Annotated in this window: 21 protein-coding genes; all 21 read right to left on the bottom strand. The window is 40.0% G+C overall.

Annotation, left to right across the window (positions count from 1 at the left end; translation table 11 throughout):
• Nucleotides 1-180: 180 nt before the first annotated feature.
• Nucleotides 181-840, bottom strand: coding sequence for a class I SAM-dependent methyltransferase (locus AB3N04_RS18235; protein WP_368504015.1), 660 nt, complete (start codon nt 838-840; stop codon nt 181-183).
• Nucleotides 841-857: 17 nt separating this feature from the next.
• Nucleotides 858-1496: an orotate phosphoribosyltransferase gene (gene pyrE, locus AB3N04_RS18230; RefSeq protein WP_368504014.1), complete on the bottom strand. Its 639-nt coding sequence runs from the start codon at nt 1494-1496 to the stop codon at nt 858-860.
• A complete protein-coding gene (gene pyrF, locus AB3N04_RS18225) occupies nt 1493-2206 on the bottom strand; it encodes an orotidine-5'-phosphate decarboxylase (RefSeq protein WP_368504013.1) in 714 nt (237 codons plus the stop codon). Before pyrF ends, pyrE begins: the two co-directional genes overlap by 4 nt.
• Entirely contained in the window at nt 2191-3120 is a 930-nt protein-coding gene (locus AB3N04_RS18220) for a dihydroorotate dehydrogenase (protein ID WP_368504012.1), read from the bottom strand. The genes pyrF and AB3N04_RS18220 overlap by 16 nt, the downstream gene beginning before the upstream one ends.
• Entirely contained in the window at nt 3117-3896 is a 780-nt protein-coding gene (locus AB3N04_RS18215; protein WP_368504011.1) for a dihydroorotate dehydrogenase electron transfer subunit, read from the bottom strand. Before AB3N04_RS18215 ends, AB3N04_RS18220 begins: the two co-directional genes overlap by 4 nt.
• Nucleotides 3835-7104, bottom strand: a complete 3270-nt coding sequence (gene carB / locus AB3N04_RS18210; RefSeq protein ID WP_368504010.1) for a carbamoyl-phosphate synthase large subunit — start codon at nt 7102-7104, stop codon at nt 3835-3837. The genes AB3N04_RS18215 and carB overlap by 62 nt, the downstream gene beginning before the upstream one ends.
• A 50-nt stretch (nt 7105-7154) precedes the next feature.
• A complete protein-coding gene (locus AB3N04_RS18205) occupies nt 7155-8234 on the bottom strand; it encodes a carbamoyl phosphate synthase small subunit (protein WP_368504009.1) in 1080 nt (359 codons plus the stop codon).
• Nucleotides 8231-9508 carry a dihydroorotase gene (locus tag AB3N04_RS18200; RefSeq protein ID WP_368504008.1) on the bottom strand — a complete coding sequence of 426 codons (1278 nt, stop codon included), beginning with the start codon at nt 9506-9508 and terminating at the stop codon, nt 8231-8233. Before AB3N04_RS18200 ends, AB3N04_RS18205 begins: the two co-directional genes overlap by 4 nt.
• Nucleotides 9509-9523: 15 nt before the next feature.
• Entirely contained in the window at nt 9524-10435 is a 912-nt protein-coding gene (locus tag AB3N04_RS18195; RefSeq protein WP_368504007.1) for an aspartate carbamoyltransferase catalytic subunit, read from the bottom strand.
• Nucleotides 10436-10601: 166 nt separating this feature from the next.
• On the bottom strand, nt 10602-11924 hold the full coding sequence (locus AB3N04_RS18190; RefSeq protein ID WP_368504006.1) for a solute carrier family 23 protein: 1323 nt from the start codon (nt 11922-11924) through the stop codon (nt 10602-10604).
• Between the two features lie 163 nt (nt 11925-12087).
• Entirely contained in the window at nt 12088-12648 is a 561-nt protein-coding gene (pyrR, locus tag AB3N04_RS18185; protein ID WP_368504005.1) for a bifunctional pyr operon transcriptional regulator/uracil phosphoribosyltransferase PyrR, read from the bottom strand.
• Between the two features lie 207 nt (nt 12649-12855).
• Entirely contained in the window at nt 12856-13770 is a 915-nt protein-coding gene (locus AB3N04_RS18180) for an RluA family pseudouridine synthase (protein ID WP_368504004.1), read from the bottom strand.
• Nucleotides 13770-14234: a signal peptidase II gene (gene lspA / locus AB3N04_RS18175; protein ID WP_317122548.1), complete on the bottom strand. Its 465-nt coding sequence runs from the start codon at nt 14232-14234 to the stop codon at nt 13770-13772. Before lspA ends, AB3N04_RS18180 begins: the two co-directional genes overlap by 1 nt.
• 73 nt (nt 14235-14307) lie before the next feature.
• Complete coding sequence (locus AB3N04_RS18170) at nt 14308-14958, bottom strand: TraR/DksA C4-type zinc finger protein (RefSeq protein ID WP_368504003.1); 651 nt, start codon at nt 14956-14958, stop codon at nt 14308-14310.
• A gap of 150 nt (nt 14959-15108) precedes the next feature.
• Complete coding sequence (gene ileS, locus AB3N04_RS18165) at nt 15109-17874, bottom strand: isoleucine--tRNA ligase (RefSeq protein ID WP_368506094.1); 2766 nt, start codon at nt 17872-17874, stop codon at nt 15109-15111.
• A 374-nt stretch (nt 17875-18248) separates the two neighbouring features.
• Entirely contained in the window at nt 18249-18743 is a 495-nt protein-coding gene (locus tag AB3N04_RS18160; protein ID WP_368504002.1) for a DivIVA domain-containing protein, read from the bottom strand.
• A 163-nt stretch (nt 18744-18906) separates the two neighbouring features.
• A complete protein-coding gene (locus AB3N04_RS18155) occupies nt 18907-19680 on the bottom strand; it encodes an RNA-binding protein (RefSeq protein WP_368504001.1) in 774 nt (257 codons plus the stop codon).
• Nucleotides 19681-19691: 11 nt separating this feature from the next.
• Nucleotides 19692-19946 carry a YggT family protein gene (locus AB3N04_RS18150; protein ID WP_317122544.1) on the bottom strand — a complete coding sequence of 85 codons (255 nt, stop codon included), beginning with the start codon at nt 19944-19946 and terminating at the stop codon, nt 19692-19694.
• Nucleotides 19947-19973: 27 nt separating this feature from the next.
• Nucleotides 19974-20420, bottom strand: a complete 447-nt coding sequence (locus AB3N04_RS18145) for a cell division protein SepF (RefSeq protein ID WP_317122543.1) — start codon at nt 20418-20420, stop codon at nt 19974-19976.
• Nucleotides 20421-20453: 33 nt separating this feature from the next.
• Nucleotides 20454-21143 (bottom strand): YggS family pyridoxal phosphate-dependent enzyme, encoded by a 690-nt coding sequence (locus AB3N04_RS18140; RefSeq protein ID WP_368504000.1) that lies wholly within the window; start codon nt 21141-21143, stop codon nt 20454-20456.
• A gap of 30 nt (nt 21144-21173) precedes the next feature.
• The gene (gene pgeF, locus AB3N04_RS18135; RefSeq protein WP_368503999.1) at nt 21174-21992 is read right to left on the bottom strand and encodes a peptidoglycan editing factor PgeF; all 819 of its coding nucleotides are present in this window, start codon (nt 21990-21992) and stop codon (nt 21174-21176) included.
• Nucleotides 21993-22002 lie beyond the last annotated feature (10 nt).

Genomic DNA, 22002 nt, shown 5'->3' with positions numbered 1-22002 from the left:
AAGGAGGAATGAACATGATGTGGATTCGTTTTTTATTAGTTGGTCTACTATCGTTCTCTGCGCTTGGAATTTTTACATTTCAAGGTGTAGAGGCTATCAATGCTTTTATCGAGCTAGCTAAAAAAGATTAAAATTTAAAAAGCTCCCTTCTCTTTATAAAAGACGAGGGAGCTTTTATCGTTATTTCACTGCTAATGTAATCATCGCCAAGCCATTTAATACAGACTGATGCCTAACTTTTTTTGCCCCTAACTTCATGAGTAAGTCTGTTAAAGTCTCTTCAGAATAGCGGTGGCGCCTGGTTGAAATATTAGACCATTTAACCAAAGTCTCTTTTTCAAACCCTGTTATATTATGTAAGTCTGCATATGCTGATGCTTGTTCCATATTCATTGTTTCACTTGGATTCAACATCACAATATGCCCTTTATCCTTTGTCACACGAAGCATTTCCTTGATTCCTTTATCCGGTTCAGGTAATAAAAACATCACACAAGTAGATAAGACGCAATCAAATTCCCCGTTTTGAAATGGCAACTCATATGCATCCCCTACTTTGAAAAAGCTTTTATTTGTTGCTTCCAAACTTTCAAATAACTCTTTTGCAGCTGAAATCATTTCAGGTGATAAATCGACCCCTACTAAACGATTAGCTTCATTCAATCCCCTAGTTAACAGCCTTCCAGTCCCACAGCCTACATCTAAAACGTCCTTATCGAGCCAAGAGGTACTCATTTCTTTTAATTGATCATGGACTTGACTGAGCCACTCTGTACGTGCCATGCCATCAAAAAAAGAAACGAGTGAATCAAATTCTGCGCCATCCATCTTCCTCATCATACTTCACCCTTTGTTAATCAGTCGTTTTGAGTTAACCAACTAGTTGAAGAGGGATCATTGCTCCATGCAACTAGCTTCTTTAACTCTTCTTCACTGATTGTACCACGGCCTTTAGCTACTTCAAGTAACGTTGAATAAGATGTTAAAACAGAGGCCTCTATATTTATTTCCTTAAAATGATCTTCTGCTTTCTTTAATTCATAGGTGAATATTGCAGCAACTCCGATTACATCCGCACCTGCTTCTCTTAATGCTTCAGCTGCTTTAATAGCACTTCCCCCTGTGGAAATTAAATCTTCTAGAATGACTACTTTTTGTCCAGGAACTATTTTCCCTTCAATTTGGTTTTGTTTCCCGTGACCTTTTGCGCTTCCTCTCACATACACCATTGGCAGGTCTAATAATTCACTTACCCAAGCCGCATGAGGAATCCCTGCTGTAGCCGTTCCAGCAATGACTTCAACATTTGGATACTTCTCTTTAATTAACGTTTCAAATTCACCTGCAATCAAACGACGAACGTTCGGATAGGATAAAGTCATGCGGTTATCGCAATAAATAGGTGATTTTATTCCTGAACTCCATGTAAAAGGGTCATTTGGTGAAAGTGTAACCGCCTCAATATCTAGTAAGGATGCTGCGATTTGTTTATTCATTTTTCTTCCTCCCAATCCTTTTTCATTTCTTGATACACCTTGTAGGGATCCACGGCCTCAGTAATACCCCGTCCAACAACAATCCCCCAGCTACCAAGTTCTCTGGCTTGTTTCGGTGTTACGACTCTCTTTTGATCTTCCACCGTATCACTTGTCTGGCGAATGCCGGGAGTGACGGTTATAAATTCTGGACCACAAACCTCGTTGATAAGGGGAACTTCAAGTGCGGAACTTACAACACCATCAAGCCCGCTTCTTTTAGCTAAGGAAGCATATTGCGTAACAACATGAGTTAAGTCTTTTTCAATTAATAGCTCTTCAGTCATCATTTGCTGGTCTGTACTCGTCAATTGAGTCACTGCCAATAACTTAGGACGTGACCCACCTGTTGGCGTACCTTTTTCAAGGCCTTCACGTGCCGATTCCATCATCTTCTGACCACCTGCAGCATGAACATTCACTATGTCGACTCCTAAACGACTTAGAACCGTCATTGCTTTCCCTACAGTATTAGGGATATCATGAAGTTTCAAATCAAGAAAGATTTGATGGCCATCTTGTTTTAGTTGCTCAATAATTTTTGGACCTTCTTGATAATATAGCTCCATTCCCACTTTCACGAATATTGAATCCTTTTTAAATGGCTCTAGTAATCTTTCTCTTGCCTCTTTTTGATGGACATCAAGCGCAATGATTAACGGACGCTGCATGTTTCTCTCCAACTCCCTCCAATAAGCTCACTCACATCATCAATACCAAGTTCATCTAGTTTAGCAGGTAACTCTTCAATTAATCGTGGACAGATATAGGGGTCTACGAAGTTGGCGGTCCCAATCGCTACTGCGCTAGCTCCTGCTAGCATCATTTCAATAACATCTTCAACGGTTTGCACTCCACCCATTCCAATAATAGGGATGGATACAACTTGGCTGACTTGATGAATCATTCGGATGGCTACTGGCTTAATCGCAGGACCTGATAACCCCCCTGCTCCATTTGCTAGAATTGGTTTACGCGTTTTTAAGTCAATTCGCATTCCGAGCAATGTGTTAATCATCGATAAACCATCAGCACCAGCAGCCTCAACTGCCTTTGCCATTGCGACAATATCAGAAACATTTGGTGAGAGTTTTACATATACAGGCTTTGTTGAGACCTGTTTCACAGCAGCTGTTAATTCAGCTGCCACTTCAGGAATGGTACCAAAGGCAATTCCTCCTTGCTTAACGTTAGGACAAGAGATATTTAACTCAAGAGCAGCTACATATGGACTACGAGAAAGCTTTTCGGCAACTTCGATGTAATCCTCCATTTTGGCCCCAGCTACGTTTGCAATAATAGGAACATCAAATTGACCTAGTCTAGGTAATTCTTGCTCAAGCACTCCGCTTAAGCCAGGGTTTTGTAAGCCGATCGCATTTAACATGCCAGCTGTCGTTTCAGCGACACGAGGAGTTGGATTACCAAATCGTGCTTCTGAAGTAGTCGCCTTTATCATAATCGCTCCGAGTCGATCTAAATCATAAAATTCAGCGTATTCTTTTCCAAAACCAAAGCAACCTGAAGCTGGCATAATAGGATTTTTCAATGAAAGACCTGGTAATTCAATTGATAATCGACTCATATGACAACCTCCCCTACTTTAAATACCGGACCATCCGTGCACACTTTACGGTAGCTTGTGCCCTCTGGGTCATCAGATGTGTGACAAACGCAAGCAAAACAAGCTCCGATTCCACAGCCCATTCGTTCTTCAAGTGATAAATAGGCTCGTTGATCTTTGTACTTCTCATTTAAGACACGCAACATAGGAGAAGGACCACAGCTGTATAGGAGATCACACTCTAAATTAAAGGACTCGATTGCATCAGTAACAAACCCTTTTGTGCCATAAGTTCCATCTACAGTCGTCACATATGTTGGTCCAAGCTTTGAAAATTCTTCTTTGTAAAAGACATCTTTTTTAGACTGGAAGCCAAGTACATGAATCACATTTACTCCACGTTCAACAAGCTGCTTCGATAAATAATATAATGGTGGAACTCCGATACCACCTCCGACAAGGAGAGCGGTTTCTCCTTGTCGGGCTTCTTCCACCGGAAATCCCACTCCAAGCGGACCTAGCACGTCGATTTCCTCTCCTGCTACCTTTTTAGAAAGACGAGTCGTGCCTTGACCTTCTACTCGGTAAATCATCTTGAATGTTTTTGAATTCAGGTCCACATCACCGATACTAAGTGGTCTTCTTAATAGAATGTCATCAAAATTCCCTACTTTTATATGCACAAACTGACCAGGGTTTGTCATTTGCAAGACTTGCTCTCCTTCACAAGTTAGTTCATAGATGCGATCCGCTACTAACTGTTGACTTGTGATTTTGAATATTGCTTGTTTCTGCATTCATTACTCCCCCTTTAGGTGCTTCCATTTGTGGCATACTCTCTGATGTGAATGTAATTGATTCTAATACACTTAATAATGCATCTGCTGTATCGATTGACGTTAAGCAAACAACGCCATTTTCAACAGACTCACGGCGAATTCTAAATCCATCACGTGCAGGTTGCTTTCCTCTAGTTAAAGTATTGATAACAAACTGCGCTTGTCCTTGTCTGATCACATCAAGTAAGTGAGGCTTTTCTTCACCAATTTTATTCACAGTTGTAACAGGGATCCCGAGCTCTTCAATTTCTGCTGCCGTTCCAGCTGTAGCAAGAATGTTATAACCGATGCGGTGAAAGCGCTCGACTAAACTTAACGCTTCATCTTTATCCTTGTCCGCAATTGTAAACAGAACCGAACCATGCGTTGGAATTTTCATACCTGATGCTATTAATCCTTTGTATAGAGCTTTCTCAAGCGTTACATCACGACCCATTACTTCCCCTGTTGATTTCATTTCTGGCCCTAATGTAATGTCTACGCGACGCAATTTAGCAAATGAGAAGACCGGAACTTTAACCGATACAACCGTTGACTCTGGGTGATAGCCAGTTGCATAACCTAGTTCTGGAAGCGTTTTTCCTAACATTACTTTCGTTGCTAAGTTAGCCATCGATACCCCGGTAATTTTACTTAGGAATGGAACGGTACGACTTGAGCGCGGGTTAACTTCAAGTACATACACCTCATCTTTATGCCACACATATTGAATGTTTAGTAGACCTACAATTTTCAATCCTCTTGCTATTGCAATCGTACGATCAATGATCTTTTGTTTTAAATTCTCTGGTACGGTTTGAGGAGGATACACTGCAATCGAGTCACCTGAATGAACTCCTGCTCTCTCAATATGTTCCATCATTCCTGGGATGTAGACATTTTCGCCATCAGAAATGGCATCTACTTCTAGCTCTTTTCCTGTTAAATAGCGATCAATCAAGACTGGATGCTTCGGATTAATTTTGACTGCATGCGTCATGTAATGTAATAGCTCTTCTTCCTTATATACGATTTCCATAGCCCGTCCACCTAGAACATAAGAAGGTCTAACTAATACCGGGTAGCCAATAGAGTTAGCTATCTTTACAGCTTCATTCACTGATGTCGCAGTTTTCCCTAATGGTTGTGGAATATCTAAGGCAAGAAGTGTTTGTTCAAATTTATCACGATCTTCAGCTCGGTCCATATCTTCAAGAGACGTTCCAATGATCTTCACTCCGCGAGCTGATAATTCATCTGCTAGATTGATTGCTGTTTGACCACCAAATTGTACTATTACCCCTTCTGGTTGCTCATGATTGACAACGTGCATAACATCTTCTACTGTTAACGGTTCAAAGTATAGTTTATCCGATGTGCTAAAGTCCGTTGATACCGTTTCAGGGTTATTGTTCATGATGATTGCCTCATAGCCGGACTCTTTAATCGCCCAAACAGTATGAACAGTCGCATAATCAAACTCAATTCCTTGCCCAATTCGAATCGGACCAGAACCTAGAACTAATATGCTCTTTTTATCTGTTCGTACTGACTCCATTTCCTCTTCATACGTTCCATAATAATACGGCGTAGCTGATTCAAATTCTGCAGCACATGTATCAACCATTTTATAAACTGGTATGATACTCTCATTCATACGAGTTTCATAAATATTTCTTTCAGTTGTTTCCCAGAGCTTTGCTATTTGAGAATCAGAGAAACCTCTCTCTTTTGCTTCAGTTAATACTTCTAGGTTGTTCGTATTTTCACTAAGGTTACGCTCGATTGCGACAATGCGGTTAAGCTTTTGAAGGAAGAATCGGTCAATATCAGTTAACTCGTGTAACTCTTCAATCTCTACGCCTCTTCTTAACAATTCTGTTAAAGCAAAAATCCGTTGGTCATCTGGCTTCGTGATTTTCACTTTTAATGCGTCTGTATCTAATTCATTCACTTCTCCATCATTTAAATGATCATATCCAGCTTCTAGAGAGCGAACAGCCTTAAGTAATGATTCTTCAAGATTACGACCAATCGCCATTACCTCACCCGTTGCTTTCATTTGAGTGCCTAACTTTCGATTTGCTGCTTCAAATTTATCAAAAGGCCAGCGAGGAATTTTTGACACCACATAATCTAGGGCAGGTTCAAAGCTAGCATAAGTTGTTTTCGTGACTGGATTTTGGATCTCATCTAGAGCATAGCCAACTGCAATTTTGGCAGCCATCTTCGCAATTGGGTAGCCTGTTGCTTTTGATGCTAATGCTGATGAACGGCTTACACGAGGGTTTACTTCGATTATATAGTATTGATCACTATCAGCATCAAGGGCAAACTGGACATTACATCCACCTTCAATCCCTAAGGCACGAATGATTTTCAATGATGAATTACGAAGCATTTGATAATCACGATCCGTTAATGTTTGACTAGGTGCAACTACGATCGAGTCGCCTGTATGAACCCCTACCGGATCAAAGTTTTCCATATTACACACAACAATTGCTTGGTCGGACTTATCACGCATAACCTCATATTCAACTTCTTTGAAGCCAGCAATGCTTTTTTCAACCAGGCATTGTGTAACGGGACTGTACTTTAAACCACTTGTTACAATTTCTTCCAACTCTTCGTCATTGTGGACAATTCCTCCCCCAGTTCCACCTAATGTATAAGCTGGACGAACGATCACTGGATAACCTATCTCATCAACAAAATGTTGGGCTTCTTTAAGTGTATGAACAATCTCACTATCAGGAACAGGCTCATTCAACTCCCTCATTAATGCGCGGAATTGCTCACGATCCTCAGCCTGTTTGATCGCTTTTAATTTAGTTCCGAGTAATTCGATGTTGTACGTGTCTAGAATGCCAGATTCATCAAGCTCCATCGCCATATTCAAACCTGTTTGACCCCCAAGTGTTGCAACAATTCCGCAAGGGCGTTCTTGGCGAATAATTCGACTGACAAACTCAAGTGTAATTGGTTCAATATACACGCGATCTGCCATTGTCGTATCCGTCATTATCGTTGCTGGATTTGAATTAATGAGAATGACCTCATACCCTTCTTCTTTAAGAGCTTGACATGCTTGCGTTCCTGCGTAATCAAATTCTGCAGCTTGACCAATGACAATTGGGCCTGACCCAATCACTAGAATTTTATTGATATCCGTACGTTTACCCATATTACTCTCTCCTCCCGGCAATTCCCATAATTGATCTTTCATTCACGTTGTTATACAGGTTGTTTTTCCGTTGCAACCATCTGTAAAAATGCATCAAATAAGTAACTCGCATCTTGTGGTCCTGGTGATGCCTCTGGATGATATTGCACGCTAAATGCAGGATAGTCTAAATGCTTTAACCCTTCCACTGTTCCATCGTTGACTGCCTCATGTGTCATCTCAAGTCGAGTGTTTGGTAAGCTATCTTTATCTACTGTAAATCCGTGGTTTTGAGCTGTAATATCAATCTTACCTGTCGCAATTTCTCTAACCGGATGGTTGGACCCACGGTGACCAAAACGCAACTTACTAGTTGTAGCTCCTGATGCTAAGGCTAGTAATTGATGCCCTAAACAAATTCCAAAAATCGGAACTTTGCCAAGTAGCTCTTGGATCATTTGAATAGCTTGGGGAACATCTTCTGGATTTCCAGGGCCATTACTTAAAAGAATTCCATCTGGTCTAAGTCTGAGGATTTCTTCTGCACTTGTATCATATGGAACAACGACAACATCACATTGTCTCTCAATTAAAGATTGCAAAATACCATGCTTCATCCCGAAATCAACTAAGACAATCCGTTCACCTTTTCCAGGTGCATGATAAGCATCTCTCACTGAAACAGTTTCAACTTGATCATGTTGCCATCCACTGTTTTTCAGCTCAGCTGCCATTTCAATCGGGTCTACTTCCATCGAACAAATGCGACCTCTTAAAGTTCCATGCTCACGAATAAGTCTTGTTAGCTTTCTCGTGTCAATGCCTTGGAGTCCTGGTATTCCTCTAGCTACTAAGAAAGTATGAAGTGATTCTTCATTTTTCCAATGACTCGGTTCAAGTTCAATTTCTTTAACAATTAGTCCATGAATCGCGGGTGTAATCGATTCAAAGTCGTCTCGGTTCATTCCGTAATTTCCGATTAAGGGATACGTAAGGGTAACAATTTGACCACAATAGGATGGATCGGATAAAATCTCTTGATAGCCCGTCATTCCTGTGTTAAATACAACTTCCCCTTTAAGTTCAGTGTCTGCCCCAAACCCTTTTCCTACAAATACGGTTCCATCTTCTAAGATTAATTGTCTTTTCATTGTCCAACACGCTCCTTTTCCCACACAAGTTTTCCACCTACAAATGTCATGACCGGCCATCCAGTTGTTTCCCAGCCCTTAAAAGGTGTGTTTTTACCTTTTGAAGCAAAAGCTGTAGGATCAATTGATTCAACTAGATTTAAATCAATCACACATAAATCGGCTTTGTTTCCTTCTTTTAATTCACCTGTTTTAAGGTTGAATGTAGTTGCTGGCTTTACTGTTAACCAATCAATAAGTTGCTTAAGTGTAATGATGTTTTTTTGTACGAGATGGGTGTGCAGCAATGTAAAGGCAGTCTCTAGGCCGACAATCCCAAAAGGAGCAAGCTCGATCTCTTGTGCTTTTTCTTCAGCTGTATGTGGTGCATGATCGGTTGCAATAAAATCAATCGTCCCATCAAGTAACCCTTCGATTAAAGCTTCTTGATCTTCTTTACTACGGAGAGGAGGATTCATTTTAAAGTTTGCATCGAGCCCTTCTATATCCTCTTCACATAAGAGTAAGTGATGTGGGGTAACTTCTGCTGTAACCTTAATGCCTGCACGCTTTGCATCACGAACGACACGAACGGATTCCTTCGTGCTTATATGGCAGACATGATAATGAACACCAGCTGCCTCTGCGAGCAATACGTCTCTGGCGATATGTACAGATTCACATACTGAAGGAATTCCATTCAATCCTTTCTCTTTTGAAAAGCGCCCTTCATGTACCGAACCATTTTGAATCAATGTATTTTCTTCGCAATGGGCAACAATCGCCATGTCCAATGCTGCTGCTTTTCTCATCGCTTCTAGCATCATCGCGGCCGACTGAATTCCTACGCCATCATCAGTGAAAGCAAATGCTCCTGCTTCTTTTAATTCTTCAAAATTCGTTAATTCACGTCCGAGTAATCGAGTAGTAATTGCTGCATAAGGAAGAACGTTCACACGAGCTGATTCTTCGATTCTTTCTTGCATCCAATTAAGCTGTTCCTTCGTATCAGGTGTCGGTCGTGTATTTGGCATAGCCGCGATTGTTGTAAATCCACCTCTTGCTGCAGCTTTTGTTCCTGTTTCAATCGTTTCTTTTTTCTCTCCACCCGGCTCACGTAGATGAACATGCACATCCACAAATCCTGGTGTAATTAATTTATCTGTCACATCTATTATGTTGCTAGGGTTTTCAGGTCGTTCATTGATCAGCTTTCCATTTTCAAATGAAATGTCCTTTTTTACTAACTCGCCTTTATCTGTTAGGATGTAGCCATTTTTTAATGTTGTAATCATGAATGATTCCCCCAATTATAGATTTTGTAGTGCGCGCTTTAAGATTGCCATGCGGATAAAGACTCCGTTTTCCATTTGTTTAAAAATCCGTGATCGTCTGCATTCAACTAATTCACTCGCGATTTCTACCCCTCGGTTCACGGGTGCAGGATGCATGATGATAGAATGCCTCTGCATGTTAGCTTCTCTTTCAATCGTCAAACCATGTTGCAAGTGATACAACTCGCCGGATGACATCGTGCCACCCTCATGTCGTTCGTTTTGTATTCTAAGTAGCATGATGACATCAGCACGCTCGACTGCGGTGTCCATTGAAACGTAAGGATACATATCAGAAAACCCTTCCATCCATTCCATCGGCCCAGAGATCAGTACCTTCGCACCTAAGCGAGTTAAGATTTCAGCATTTGATCGTGCTACTCGACTATGTCTGAGGTCGCCACAAATGACGACTCGAACACCTTTAAACGTTCCAAATTCTTGTTTGATTGTTAACAAATCAAGTAGAGATTGGCTCGGATGCTGGCCACATCCATCACCTGCATTGATGATAGGAATGGCTAATCGATCTTCTAATTCCTCATAATATTTACTTTTCGGATGACGGATCACTAGTGCTTTGGCACCGATTGATTCAAGTGTTTTTGCTGTATCATACAAGGTCTCACCTTTTTGGACACTAGATGTTTCTCCATCAAAAGCAAGCACCTCTAACCCAAGTTTTCGTTCAGCTACTTCAAAGCTCATCTTTGTACGAGTACTCGGTTCAAAAAACAAGTTAGCTACAAATGTTTGGTCAGCCGGCCTCCAGCTCGTTCCTTTTGAGAAAGCTTCTGCTTCATGCAAGATCCAATCAATTTCATTAAGTGATAGTTCCGACATTGTATGAAGCCCTTTACTTACCAATTTTTCGATACTCATCTGCATCCCCTTACGCCTCCTTGGTTTAATAAGCCTTTTTTCAGAGAGAAAAACCCTGAGATGAGACATCTCAGGGTATAGGGAATTAGAGGAGACACCATACCATACTTGATATCTCTCCATTACACTATTCCTTTGAAGTCTCTCTGTACTTCTTTAAAGGGTCTAATTATTAAGCTACTTGTTCTTCTTTCTCTTCATCAGAGAATGGGTTCTTTTTGCTATAGCTTTCTTCTTTATTTGGGAGGACTTGGTGAAGAACAATCCCAATGATTGTTGCTAATGCCATTCCCGCAAGCTGAATGTCTTCTGATACTTGAATGAATGCTCCACCAATCCCGATCACTAAGATGACGGAAGATATAATTAAGTTTCGCTTACTGCCAAGGTTAATATTGTTATCGATTAACATTCTAAGACCAGACGATGCAATAACCCCGAACAAGAGGATTGATACACCACCCATGACTGCTGTTGGAATCGTGGAGATTAGTGCAGAAATTTTTCCGATGAAAGCAAATCCAATTGCTAGTGTTGCTGCACCACCGATTACGAATACACTAAATACTCGCGTGATTGCTAACACCCCAATATTTTCACCGTAAGTCGTATTTGGTGGTCCTCCAATGAATGAAGCGATCATTGTTGCAACCCCATCCCCTAATATCGAACGGTGTAAACCTGGTTTTTTAATAAAATTCTTTCCGACCACTTTACTTAGTACCATTTGATCACCAATATGCTCAGCAATCGTTACTACTGCTATTGGCATCATGATTGCTGCTATTGCCCAAGACCATTGCGGTGTGTAGTTAACAAAGGGTACAAGAAGTTCAGGTGCCGCAATCCAAGCTGCTTCTCTTATTGGTGTGAAATCGACTAAACCTTGTGTGAAGGCGAACAAATAACCGCCGATAATTCCAAACATAATCGGGACAAGTCCGAAAAACCCTTTTAAAAACATCGATACGATTATGGTAATTCCTAATGTGACTAATGCTACAGTGAAATGCGTTGTACTATATACTTGCTCTTCCATCCCTGGAATGTACATCGCCATATCGATTGCAACTCCAGCAAGACCAAGACCGATGACGATAATAACAGGTCCTACAACGATTGGCGGAAGTAATTTCATAATCCAATTGACACCACTTGTTTTAATTAAAAGGGCAACGGCTCCATAGACAAGTCCGGCTAAGAAGCTACCAAGCATCGCTCCTTCAGGCCCTCCAAGAGAGGTTGCTGCTAGAATAGGAGCAATGAAGGCAAAGGATGAACCGAGATAAGCGGGCACTTGGCCTTTTGTAATGAGTAAGTATGCAAGCGTCCCTAACCCACTTGAAAGGAGAGCAACTGATGGAGATAACCCCACCAAGAATGGTACAAGGATCGTCGCTCCGAACATTGCACATAAATGCTGTAAACTCAGTACGAACCATTTATCAAATCTTGGGATTTCTTTAATGCCAACTTCTGCTGTTTGTTTATTCATCATAATTCCTCCTTAGTTCTCTAAACAAAAAACCTCTTTGCGTATGACAAAGAGGTTTCACCTAACTGGTCTGATAAAAAGATCAGACTACTAGCAAGGAGCGACCCTCTTGTCAGCCTCGCAGGACTGGGTTAAAGAGGTATACATATGAGGTTTTTTGTATTCAATCTGTTCTTTCATTTGTTTCAATTCTTTGTTCAATCGTGACTTCATCGGTTGCATCCACTTCACTGAGCTTCGCAACAATTTTTTCACTTTTTGAGGTTGGAACATTTTTACCAACATAATCCGGTCTTATCGGCAATTCACGATGGCCTCGATCAATTAATACGGCTAATTGTATCTGTTCAGGTCGCCCTAGATCAATTAATGCATCTAGTGCCGCTCTTACCGTTCTGCCTGTATAAAGAACATCGTCCACCAAGATAACTTTACGATTCGTAATATCAATGGGAATATCGGTTCCTTGTAAGATTGGTTCGTCAGTGGAAGATTTGTGTGATAAATCATCTCGGTAAAGCGTAATGTCTACTTCGCCTACCTCCACCTTGACGCCTTCAATTTGCTCAATTCTCTCAGCAAGTCTTTCGGCTAAGTAGATGCCTCGTGTTTTAATTCCAACTAATACACAACGCTCGACACCTTTATTTCGTTCAATAATCTCATGTGCAATTCGTGTAGTTGCACGGCGTACAGCTTGTTCGTCCAATATCACTCGACTCATCATTTCACCTTCTTGCTGTTAATTATTACCCTTGTAAATATAGAAAACCTCTAACCATTCGGCTAGAGGTAAACGTATAATGCAGGCTTTAGCATAAGTGGATACACTGATCCTAAAGCACTTCCGTTTCCTTCTAAGCCTCACGGGACTTAAGTTAAAGGACTATTTGATTGACTTTATTATCGCAGACCATACGAGCTATGTCAATTACTTCTTTCGTAAGTAATGAAGTAATTCTTCCATATCTTCTGGTAATGGTGCTTCAAACTCAAGTTCCTCACCTGTTTTAGGATGAGTGAATCCTAACATTGCTGCATGCAATGCTTGACCTTCAATATCTAATGTTTTCTTTTTCGGACCATACTTTGGATCTCCAGCTAGAGGATAACCGATGTATTTCATATGTACACGAATTTGATGTGTACGACCAGTCTCTAATTCACATTGCACATACGTAAAATCTTTAAAACATTCAAGGACTGTGAAATGAGTCACTGCATCACGACTATTCTCTTCTGTAACCGTCATACTTTGACGATCTTTTTTATCGCGACCAATCGGAGCCTCAATTGTCCCATGTTGATGAGGAATAATGCCGTGCACAATGGCTTTATAGCGACGTTTTGTCGTTTTCGCTTTTAATTGATTGACCAATGATTCATGTGCATGATCATTTTTTGCGACCATAATAAGGCCTGAAGTATCTTTATCAATTCGATGAACAATACCAGGTCTAACAACACCATTAATTCCAGATAAGTCTTTACAATGATGTAGAAGAGCATTTACAAGGGTACCTGTATAATGACCTGGAGCTGGGTGAACCACCATACCGCGAGGCTTGTTAATCACGATCACATCAGCATCTTCAAATACAACATCTAGTGGAATATCCTCTGCCACTACATCTAGTTCTTCTGGTTCAGGAATCGTTAAAGTAATCACATCATTCACTTGCACTTTATAGTTTGATTTACTTGATTTATCGTTTACGAGTACTTGGCCATCTTTAATCCATTGTTGAACTTGAGATCTTGACCACTCATCGTCTTGACTAGATAAAAATTTATCAATACGATCATTTTTCACTTCTTCACTAACTGTCCACTGCATTTGTTCCATTAAGCTGTCTCCTTCTGTTTTCGCTCATCTTGAATCATTTTAATAAACAACAACCCTACACCTACACAAAGGGCAGCATCTGCTACATTAAAAATCGCGAAATTATAACCGAAAATAAATGTATCTACAAAGTCAACAACTTCCCCGCGAAATATACGGTCGATAAAGTTACCAATGGCCCCACCTAAAATCAACGCCAAAGAGCTGCCAAAAAGCCAATCATGTTTAGCTTCTTTCTCCATGTAGTAAATAATACCAATAATGACTACCGTCGTAATAATATAAAAGAACCACATCTGTCCTTGGAGAATACCAAACGCTGCTCCTTGGTTACGATGAGACGTGATATAAAATACATTCTCAATCACTGGAATGCGTTCTCCAATTTCCATTGAAGTATCAACGATCCATTTTGTTAGTTGGTCAATTAAAATCACTATGAGGGCAATGATATAGTAAAACAATCTCGTTCCTCCGCTCTTGTTCACTTGTTTCCATACTTATGCATTGTAGCACAAAAAAAGGGGGATGTCCCCCCTACAATTCGTCCATATAGTGATCATAATGCACGTTACGCTGAAACTGGACCTGGTCAGTACCTGTATAACCTTCTATTCCCGTTGATAAAAAACCTTCTAACTCTTCAACATACCCGATGAGCTCCTCCCCCTCATCTAAGGAGGCATCCTCATATACCATCGAGTTCTCGTTAAAACGTGCAACGGCTTGGTACGCATCTTCTGCGTCAAATTCTGTTTCACTATCGTCATTATCATAATTGTAGCGGCCAAATGAATCAAGAACCTCTTCTTCAACCGGTCGATCATCGGCAATATGACTTCTAGCTTCGGCAACAATCGTTCTTGCCGTAGGGTTAGCGCTTAAACGCTCAGTAGGAATGGTTTGGCCTGTCTTTTCACAAATACCATATGTTCCACTGTTTATTTTATTTAATGCCAGATTAACATCTGCCAATTCCTTTTCAATATGAGCATAAATGGCTGTATCTTTTTCACGTTCGTATAAATCAGTCGCTGTATCTGCAGGATGGTTATCATAATTGGATAATTCTCCTGTAGAAGCTGACAAGGCATGCTTGGTTTCTTCATGGGCATCCGAGTTTATTCTAGCTTCTAATTTTGCTTTCATGTCCTCTAATTGTCTCTTTTGTTCACTCCATTTATTCATCAGTTTTCTCCCCCTTTTTGAGCTACAAAGTTCCTTTTGAGCTCCTTATTAGCTTAACCAAGTAAGCACCAAAGAACGAATACAGCTTATGGGAAATTTGATAAATAAAAAAGAAAATCACCACTAGTTAAAGTGGTGATCTCCTCAATATTAAGACTGGTAATATGTCTCAACCGTTTCTGCACAAGATGTACAAAGTCCTGGATGAGTATGATGTGAACCAACTGTTGTTGAAACAACCCAACAACGTTCACATGTTTCACCTTCAGCTTTTTCTACAATAATCCTAAGATCATCAAAGTTCATTGCTTCCTCGGGCGCTTCACTTACTTCACCTTTCACTGATACAGCTGAAACGATAAATAATTTCTCAAGATTAGGTGTCGTCTCTAAAAGTTGTTTAACTTCTCCCGTTGCATACAATGTAATAGCTGCGGTTAATGATTTACCAATTTTTTTGTCATTACGAGCTTGTTCTAATGCCTTTAAAACATCATCACGAACAGACATAAAATGTTGCCATTTCGCTTTTAAATTCTCAACATCACCAAATGATTCAACTTCTGGCATATCTGTTAATTGAACGCTTGTTTCTTTCACTGCAGGAATCTGTTCCCATACTTCGTCGGCCGTATGAGAAAGGATTGGTGACACAAGCTTGGTTAGAGCGAGTACACATTCATACATAACGGTTTGAATTGCACGGCGATCTGCATGGTCTGCATGTTCGATATACAATGTATCTTTAGCAAGATCCATATAGAATGAACTTAATTCAATTGTGCAGAAGTTATGAATCGTATGATACACATTTGAGAACTGATAGTTATCATAAGCTTCTTTCACTTTCTCAATCACTTCATTTAATTTTACAAGCATAAATAAATGAACATCGCCAAGATCTTCTTTATTAACACGATTAACAGCTGGATCAAAATCATGCAAGTTTCCTAATAAGAAACGGAATGTGTTCCGAATTTTACGGTATGATTCTGAAACTTGTTTTAAAATCTTATCAGATACACGTACATCTGATTGGTAATCAACTGACGCAACCCAAAGACGAAGAATATCTGCACCTAATTGCTTCATTACATCGTTTGGCACGACTACATTCCCTACAGATTTACTCATCTTACGGCCTTGACCATCTAAAGCAAAACCGTGACTTAACACCCCTTTATAAGGTGCTTTACCTGTTACAGCGACACTCGTTGATAACGAAGAGTTGAACCAACCACGATATTGATCCGATCCTTCAAGATACAGATCAGCAGGACGTGCTAAATCAGATCGTTCTTCTAATACTGCCTGATGCGAGGAACCTGAGTCAAACCATACATCCATAATATCCATCTCACGAGTGAATTCTCCATTAGGGCTATGTTCAGATGTAAATCCTTCAGGCAATAAATCTTTTGTATCCCACTCAAACCAAATGTTTGAACCATGTTCACGGAACAATGCAGATACATGATTAATTGTTTCATCTGTAATAATTGGATTTCCATTTTCCTCATAAAATACAGGAATCGGTACGCCCCATGCACGTTGTCTAGAAATACACCAATCGCCACGATCACGAACCATATTGTACAGACGTGTTTCTCCCCAAGTAGGAATCCAGTCTACATCTTTGATTGCTTGTAATAATTCATTTCTAAAGTTAGCAATAGAAGCAAACCACTGAGCAGTCGCACGATAAATTACTGGTTTTTTTGTTCTCCAATCATGCGCATAAGAATGTGTAATGAATGTTAACTTCATCAATGCTCCGACTTCATCCAGTTTTTCAGTGATCGGTTTATTCGCTTGATCATAAAACATTCCTTCAAAGCCAGGCGCTTCCTCAGTCATGTTTCCTTTATCATCAACTGGGCAAAGAACATCTAAACCATACTTCTGTCCTACAATATAATCTTCTTCTCCATGTCCTGGAGCTGTATGGACACATCCTGTACCTGCATCTAAGGTAACATGATCGCCGCACATGACGAGCGAGTCACGTCCATAAATAGGGTGCTCTGCAACCACATGTTCAAGTTGTGCTCCTTTAACGGTTTTTTGAACCTCAACTTGCTCCCACTCAAATTCAGCTTGAAGGGTTTCAAGCAGGCCAGCAGCAACCACATACTTATGACCATTTGCTACAACTACATTGTAATCAAGCTCAGGATGCACAGCAATCCCAAGGTTTGCTGGGATTGTCCATGGAGTTGTTGTCCAAATAATGATCTTCTCATCGCCTGCAAGAACATTTTTACCATCTTTCACACCAAAAGCTACATAAATAGAAGGTGAACGTTTATCATGGTATTCAATTTCAGCTTCAGCTAAAGCTGATTCAGAAGAAGGCGACCAGTAAACTGGCTTCTTCCCTTTGTAAATATAGCCTTTTTTCGCCATATCACCAAACACTTTAATTTGTTGTGCTTCATATTCTTTATCTAATGTTACGTAAGGATTCCACCAATCACCACGGACACCAAGACGCATGAATTGTTCACGCTGTCGGCTAACTTGCTCACGTGCATATTTCTCACATAACTCGCGGAATGCTGCTACACTCATCTCTTTACGCTTGACTTTCCCATTCTTTGTAAGAGCTGTTTCAATCGGCAAACCATGCGTGTCCCAGCCAGGAACATAAGGGGCATGAAAACCATTCATCGATTTATAGCGGACAATAAAGTCTTTAAGAACCTTATTTAGTGCATGCCCCATGTGGATATCGCCATTGGCGTATGGCGGCCCATCATGTAATACAAATAAAGGACGGCCTTCTGTTCGTTTTTGAACCTCTGCATAAATATCTTGATCGCTCCATTTTTCTTGACGCTTCGGTTCATTGTTTGGTAAATTTCCGCGCATTGGAAATTCTGTTTTTGGCATCAATAATGTTTCTTTATAATCCATCATTCTTCCTCCTTCATTCTTTCTTACCAGAATGTCATCATTTAAGTAAGTGTATAGCATAAACAAAAAAATCCCCTCATCCCTAAGTAGGGACGAGAAGATTACCCGTGGTACCACCCTAATGAAAAGAAAATCAGTGAGTCTCTTTCCACTTCAGCACTCGTAACGTGAGTGAGTCGTTGCAGCCTACTAGATAGTCGTTCGGTGCAAAACTAAAGGGTGATGTTCAGCAGTGGACTCGTGTTCAGGCTCACACCATCCCTGAATCGCTTAACTAAGAACCAGTACCTACTATCCCTTATCATGGTCATATGCTATATAAGTAATCCTTATTATATGCTAGTTGTAACAAAACGTGCAAGGTAGTCTTTCATTTATGATTGGTTTTGTTCCAATTCATCCTCTTCACGTTCGACAAACTCATCCCAATCATCTGTATTTAACATTTCTAATTGGGCTTCAATTAGCATTTTGAAACGCATTTTATAGACAGAAGCTTGCTTTTTAAGTTCTTCCATTTCAATCATAATCTTACGTGATTTAGAAAGAGAATCATTTATAATGCGATCTGAATTTTTTTCTGCTTCCTTGACGATAAGCTGCGCTTCTTTTTGAGCGTTTCTTCTCACTTCTTCAGCCGTTTCCTGCGCAATAAGAATTGATTTGTTTAACGTTTCTTCAATGTTTTTAAAATGCTCCAATTTCTCATCTAGATCTGTAACACGTTCAAATAGTTCCTTTTTTTCACGCAAAATTGCTTCATAATCTTTTATGACTTGATCAAGGAATTCATTAACCTCATCCTCGTCATAGCCACGAAAGCCACGTGTAAATTCTTTGTTGTGAATATCTAATGGTGTTAAAGGCACAACTGCCACCCCCGATTTTAAACTTAGCTAATTTCGATCGATGTGATCATTGTCTCTCAGCTAGATCATTTCTCTTTTATTTCGACAAATAAAGAGGAAAACCTTTTAATTCCTTTAGGCAAATATTAGTAAATATCATATCGTTCATTATGAACTTTTCCCTTTACATTAACCGGCCATAACGCAGTCTGATTTTGTCTTTTTTTGTTCGACCTTCAAGCGAAACTATTTTACTTCGTCCGTGTCCACGGACTGATATGTAATCTCCGTCATTTACCGGGAAAGACACTTGATCGGTTACCCGCCAATTTACTTTCACTAGGCCTCTTTCAATGTATGGCTTCACTTTAGCACGAGATAGATGATATATTTCTGAGATAATGACATCAAGGCGAAGTGATGAGACTGTAGCAGTCTCATCTGTCCAATGATCAAGAGACTTCTTTAGATTACTAAAAGAGATAGGCTTTAATTGAACACTCGCCTTCCCTATCTTCACTACATTCATTTCAACAAAGTCAGCAATTTCACTAGCTACTACTATTTGGACAAAATCATCCCCAACAACAATATCACCGAACTTTTCCCTTTTTAACCCTACATTCATTAGAGAACCTAATACATCAGAATGAGTAAGTGTAATGAATTTTGCCGGGTATTGAATTGAAAATAAGGTAAGTTCAAATTTAGAAGGTGCGATTTCTAAGTATGGCGGGCATAAGTAGGCACGCTTTCTTTCTGATGTAGGAGAACCACCAAAGAACTGATAGGCTACATCCTCATCATGTCCAATCACTATTTTTAAAATATCTTGCTCTCTTGGATCAAGAAAATCTGTTCGGCGTTCTTGATGCATCAAACCGACTTCTTCTTTCCATGACAACACTTGTTCAACAAAAGGTTTCTCTTCATCCCTAAAATGTTGAAAGATCGACATGTAAAAACTCCTTAACTAAAGATAGCCAGTACGCCTGTACTCGCTAAACGCAGTACAATTATTGCTACAATTGGCGACAAATCAATCATCCCAAGTGGTGGAATGAATTTTCTGAAAGGTTCTAAATATGGCTCTACAATGCTACCTAAAAATTGTCCAAACGAGGATTCACGTGCATTCGGGAACCACGATAAGAGAATGTAACCAATAATTAAAAATGAGTATATATACATTGCGTTATATAGCAATGCACCTATTGTTTGCACGAATCTTTCACCACCTTTACTTATACCTTAACGATCAAACTGTTCTTGCATCATTTCTGTAATCGTTCCTGAAACATCTACGTTATCTGGTGTACACAAAAAGATATTTTGACCAAGCTTTTGAATGTCTCCTCCAATAGCATACACTGTTCCACTCAAAAAATCGACTACTCGCTTTGCTTGATCATGAGAAACTCGCTGCAAATTAATGATGACCGCTTTACGGTTTTTTAAATGATCCGCAATCTCTTGAGCTTCATCATATGTACGAGGCTCAACTAAAATTACTTTTGCACCTTTTTGAACACTTTGCAAACTTACAACATTGGCTTGATTTGCTTGTTTGTCATTCCCTTTTTTTGATCGATGTGTTGGTTCGATTTCCTCATCCACACCCTCATGAACAACCTCTTCATATTCTTGCACGTCATCTTCTAATTCAAAAAAACGTTTAAACTTTTTTTTCATCCCCATCAACCGCCCCTCCTTTTATTCACTCACTTGCTTCTACTTCTCATTGCCCACTAATGCAGTACCAATTCGAACGAACGTAGCGCCTTCTTCAATCGCAATATGATAATCATTAGACATGCCCATCGACAACTCGGTACAAGGTGCATGTTTATATCCTTTTTCAGCAATACTTAACTGAAGTTGCTTCAACTTTTTAAATATCGGTCTCGTTTGTTCATTGTCTTCTACAAATGGAGCCATTGTCATTAACCCGATTACGTTTATAGAGGGATAATTCGATAACTCTTCGATAAATGGCAATACCTCTTTTTGATGAAGGCCAGATTTTGATTCTTCTCCAGATACATTAACTTGAACAAAGCAATCTAATGTTTGTTTACCTTCTAATCGCTTGTCCACTTCTTTTGCAAGGGATAGACGATCAAGTGAATGTAAATACGTGATATGATCGATCACTTTCTTCACTTTTTTAGACTGTAGTGACCCTATAAAGTGCCAGGAAACGACATCACCAAGAGAGTCTCGTTTTTCTTCTATTCCTTCTACTCGATTTTCACCGAGGTGATTAACGCCAGCAGAAATTGCCTCTTGTGCTCGCTCTGTACTCACATATTTGGTTACAGCTACTATATGCACGGATTGAGAGTCTCGTCCTACACGCTCACAAATGGAGGCAATTTCTGCTTGTATTTGATCAAAATTATGTTTAACTGTCACACTCATCCACCTTACCTTCTTCAGCTGTAAATCGAACTACTTTAATCCGATAAAACTCATCATCCGCCCGGTTTTACCACCATCTGCACGGTACGAATACATTCTAGGATCATTGGCTGTGCAAATTGAAGAAATGAGTAGTTGTTCTCGTTTTAAACCTGCTGAAATGAGTAACTCCGCATTTAACAATCGTAAGTCGAGTTGATAGCGACCACGCTCATTTTCTGTGTAGATCTTCTTTTCTACAGCTTCTGGAAAAACCTTTAAGACGGCCTCAATTGGAACGTCATCTACTTCGTATGCATTTCCACTAATACAAGGAGCAATGGCAACTTGAATGTCCTCCAATGGAACTCCTTCACGGTCTTGCCATAAAGAAATCATTTTCGGGCCTATTAATTGCACTGTTCCCTTCCACCCGGCATGGGCTACTCCAATTATTCCTTGGTTCTTTGCATAAAAGATGAGAGGTACACAATCAGCATACAAGCTCGTAAGTAAAATCCCACTTTCTTTTGTATAGAGGCCATCTGTAGCACTTATTGCATCTTGTAAGGAACGGGATCCTAACCCTTGATGCTCCTTTGTCACCTTTTTAATGGTTGCTTTGTGTACTTGTTCTGAGCCCACCCAATGATTTAATGGGAAAGAAAGAGCTTCCGCTATAAGCTCACGATTTTTTTGGACATCTTCATCCAGGTCATTTACATGAAAACCCATATTAAGTGAATCAAAAGGCGGCTGACTTACTCCGCCCTCTCTTGTTGTAAATCCGGCAACAAGGCTAGAGTTTTCTTTTTGCCAACAATCAATTGCTAAAAAAGTAGATTTTTGTTGGATAAATGGTTCTCCCATTATGGTCCTC

This window comes from Alkalihalophilus sp. As8PL (assembly GCF_040939795.1).
GTDB lineage: Bacteria > Bacillota > Bacilli > Bacillales > Bacillaceae_D > Alkalihalophilus > Alkalihalophilus lindianensis.
This window is presented reverse-complemented; position numbering and strand designations above follow the sequence as displayed.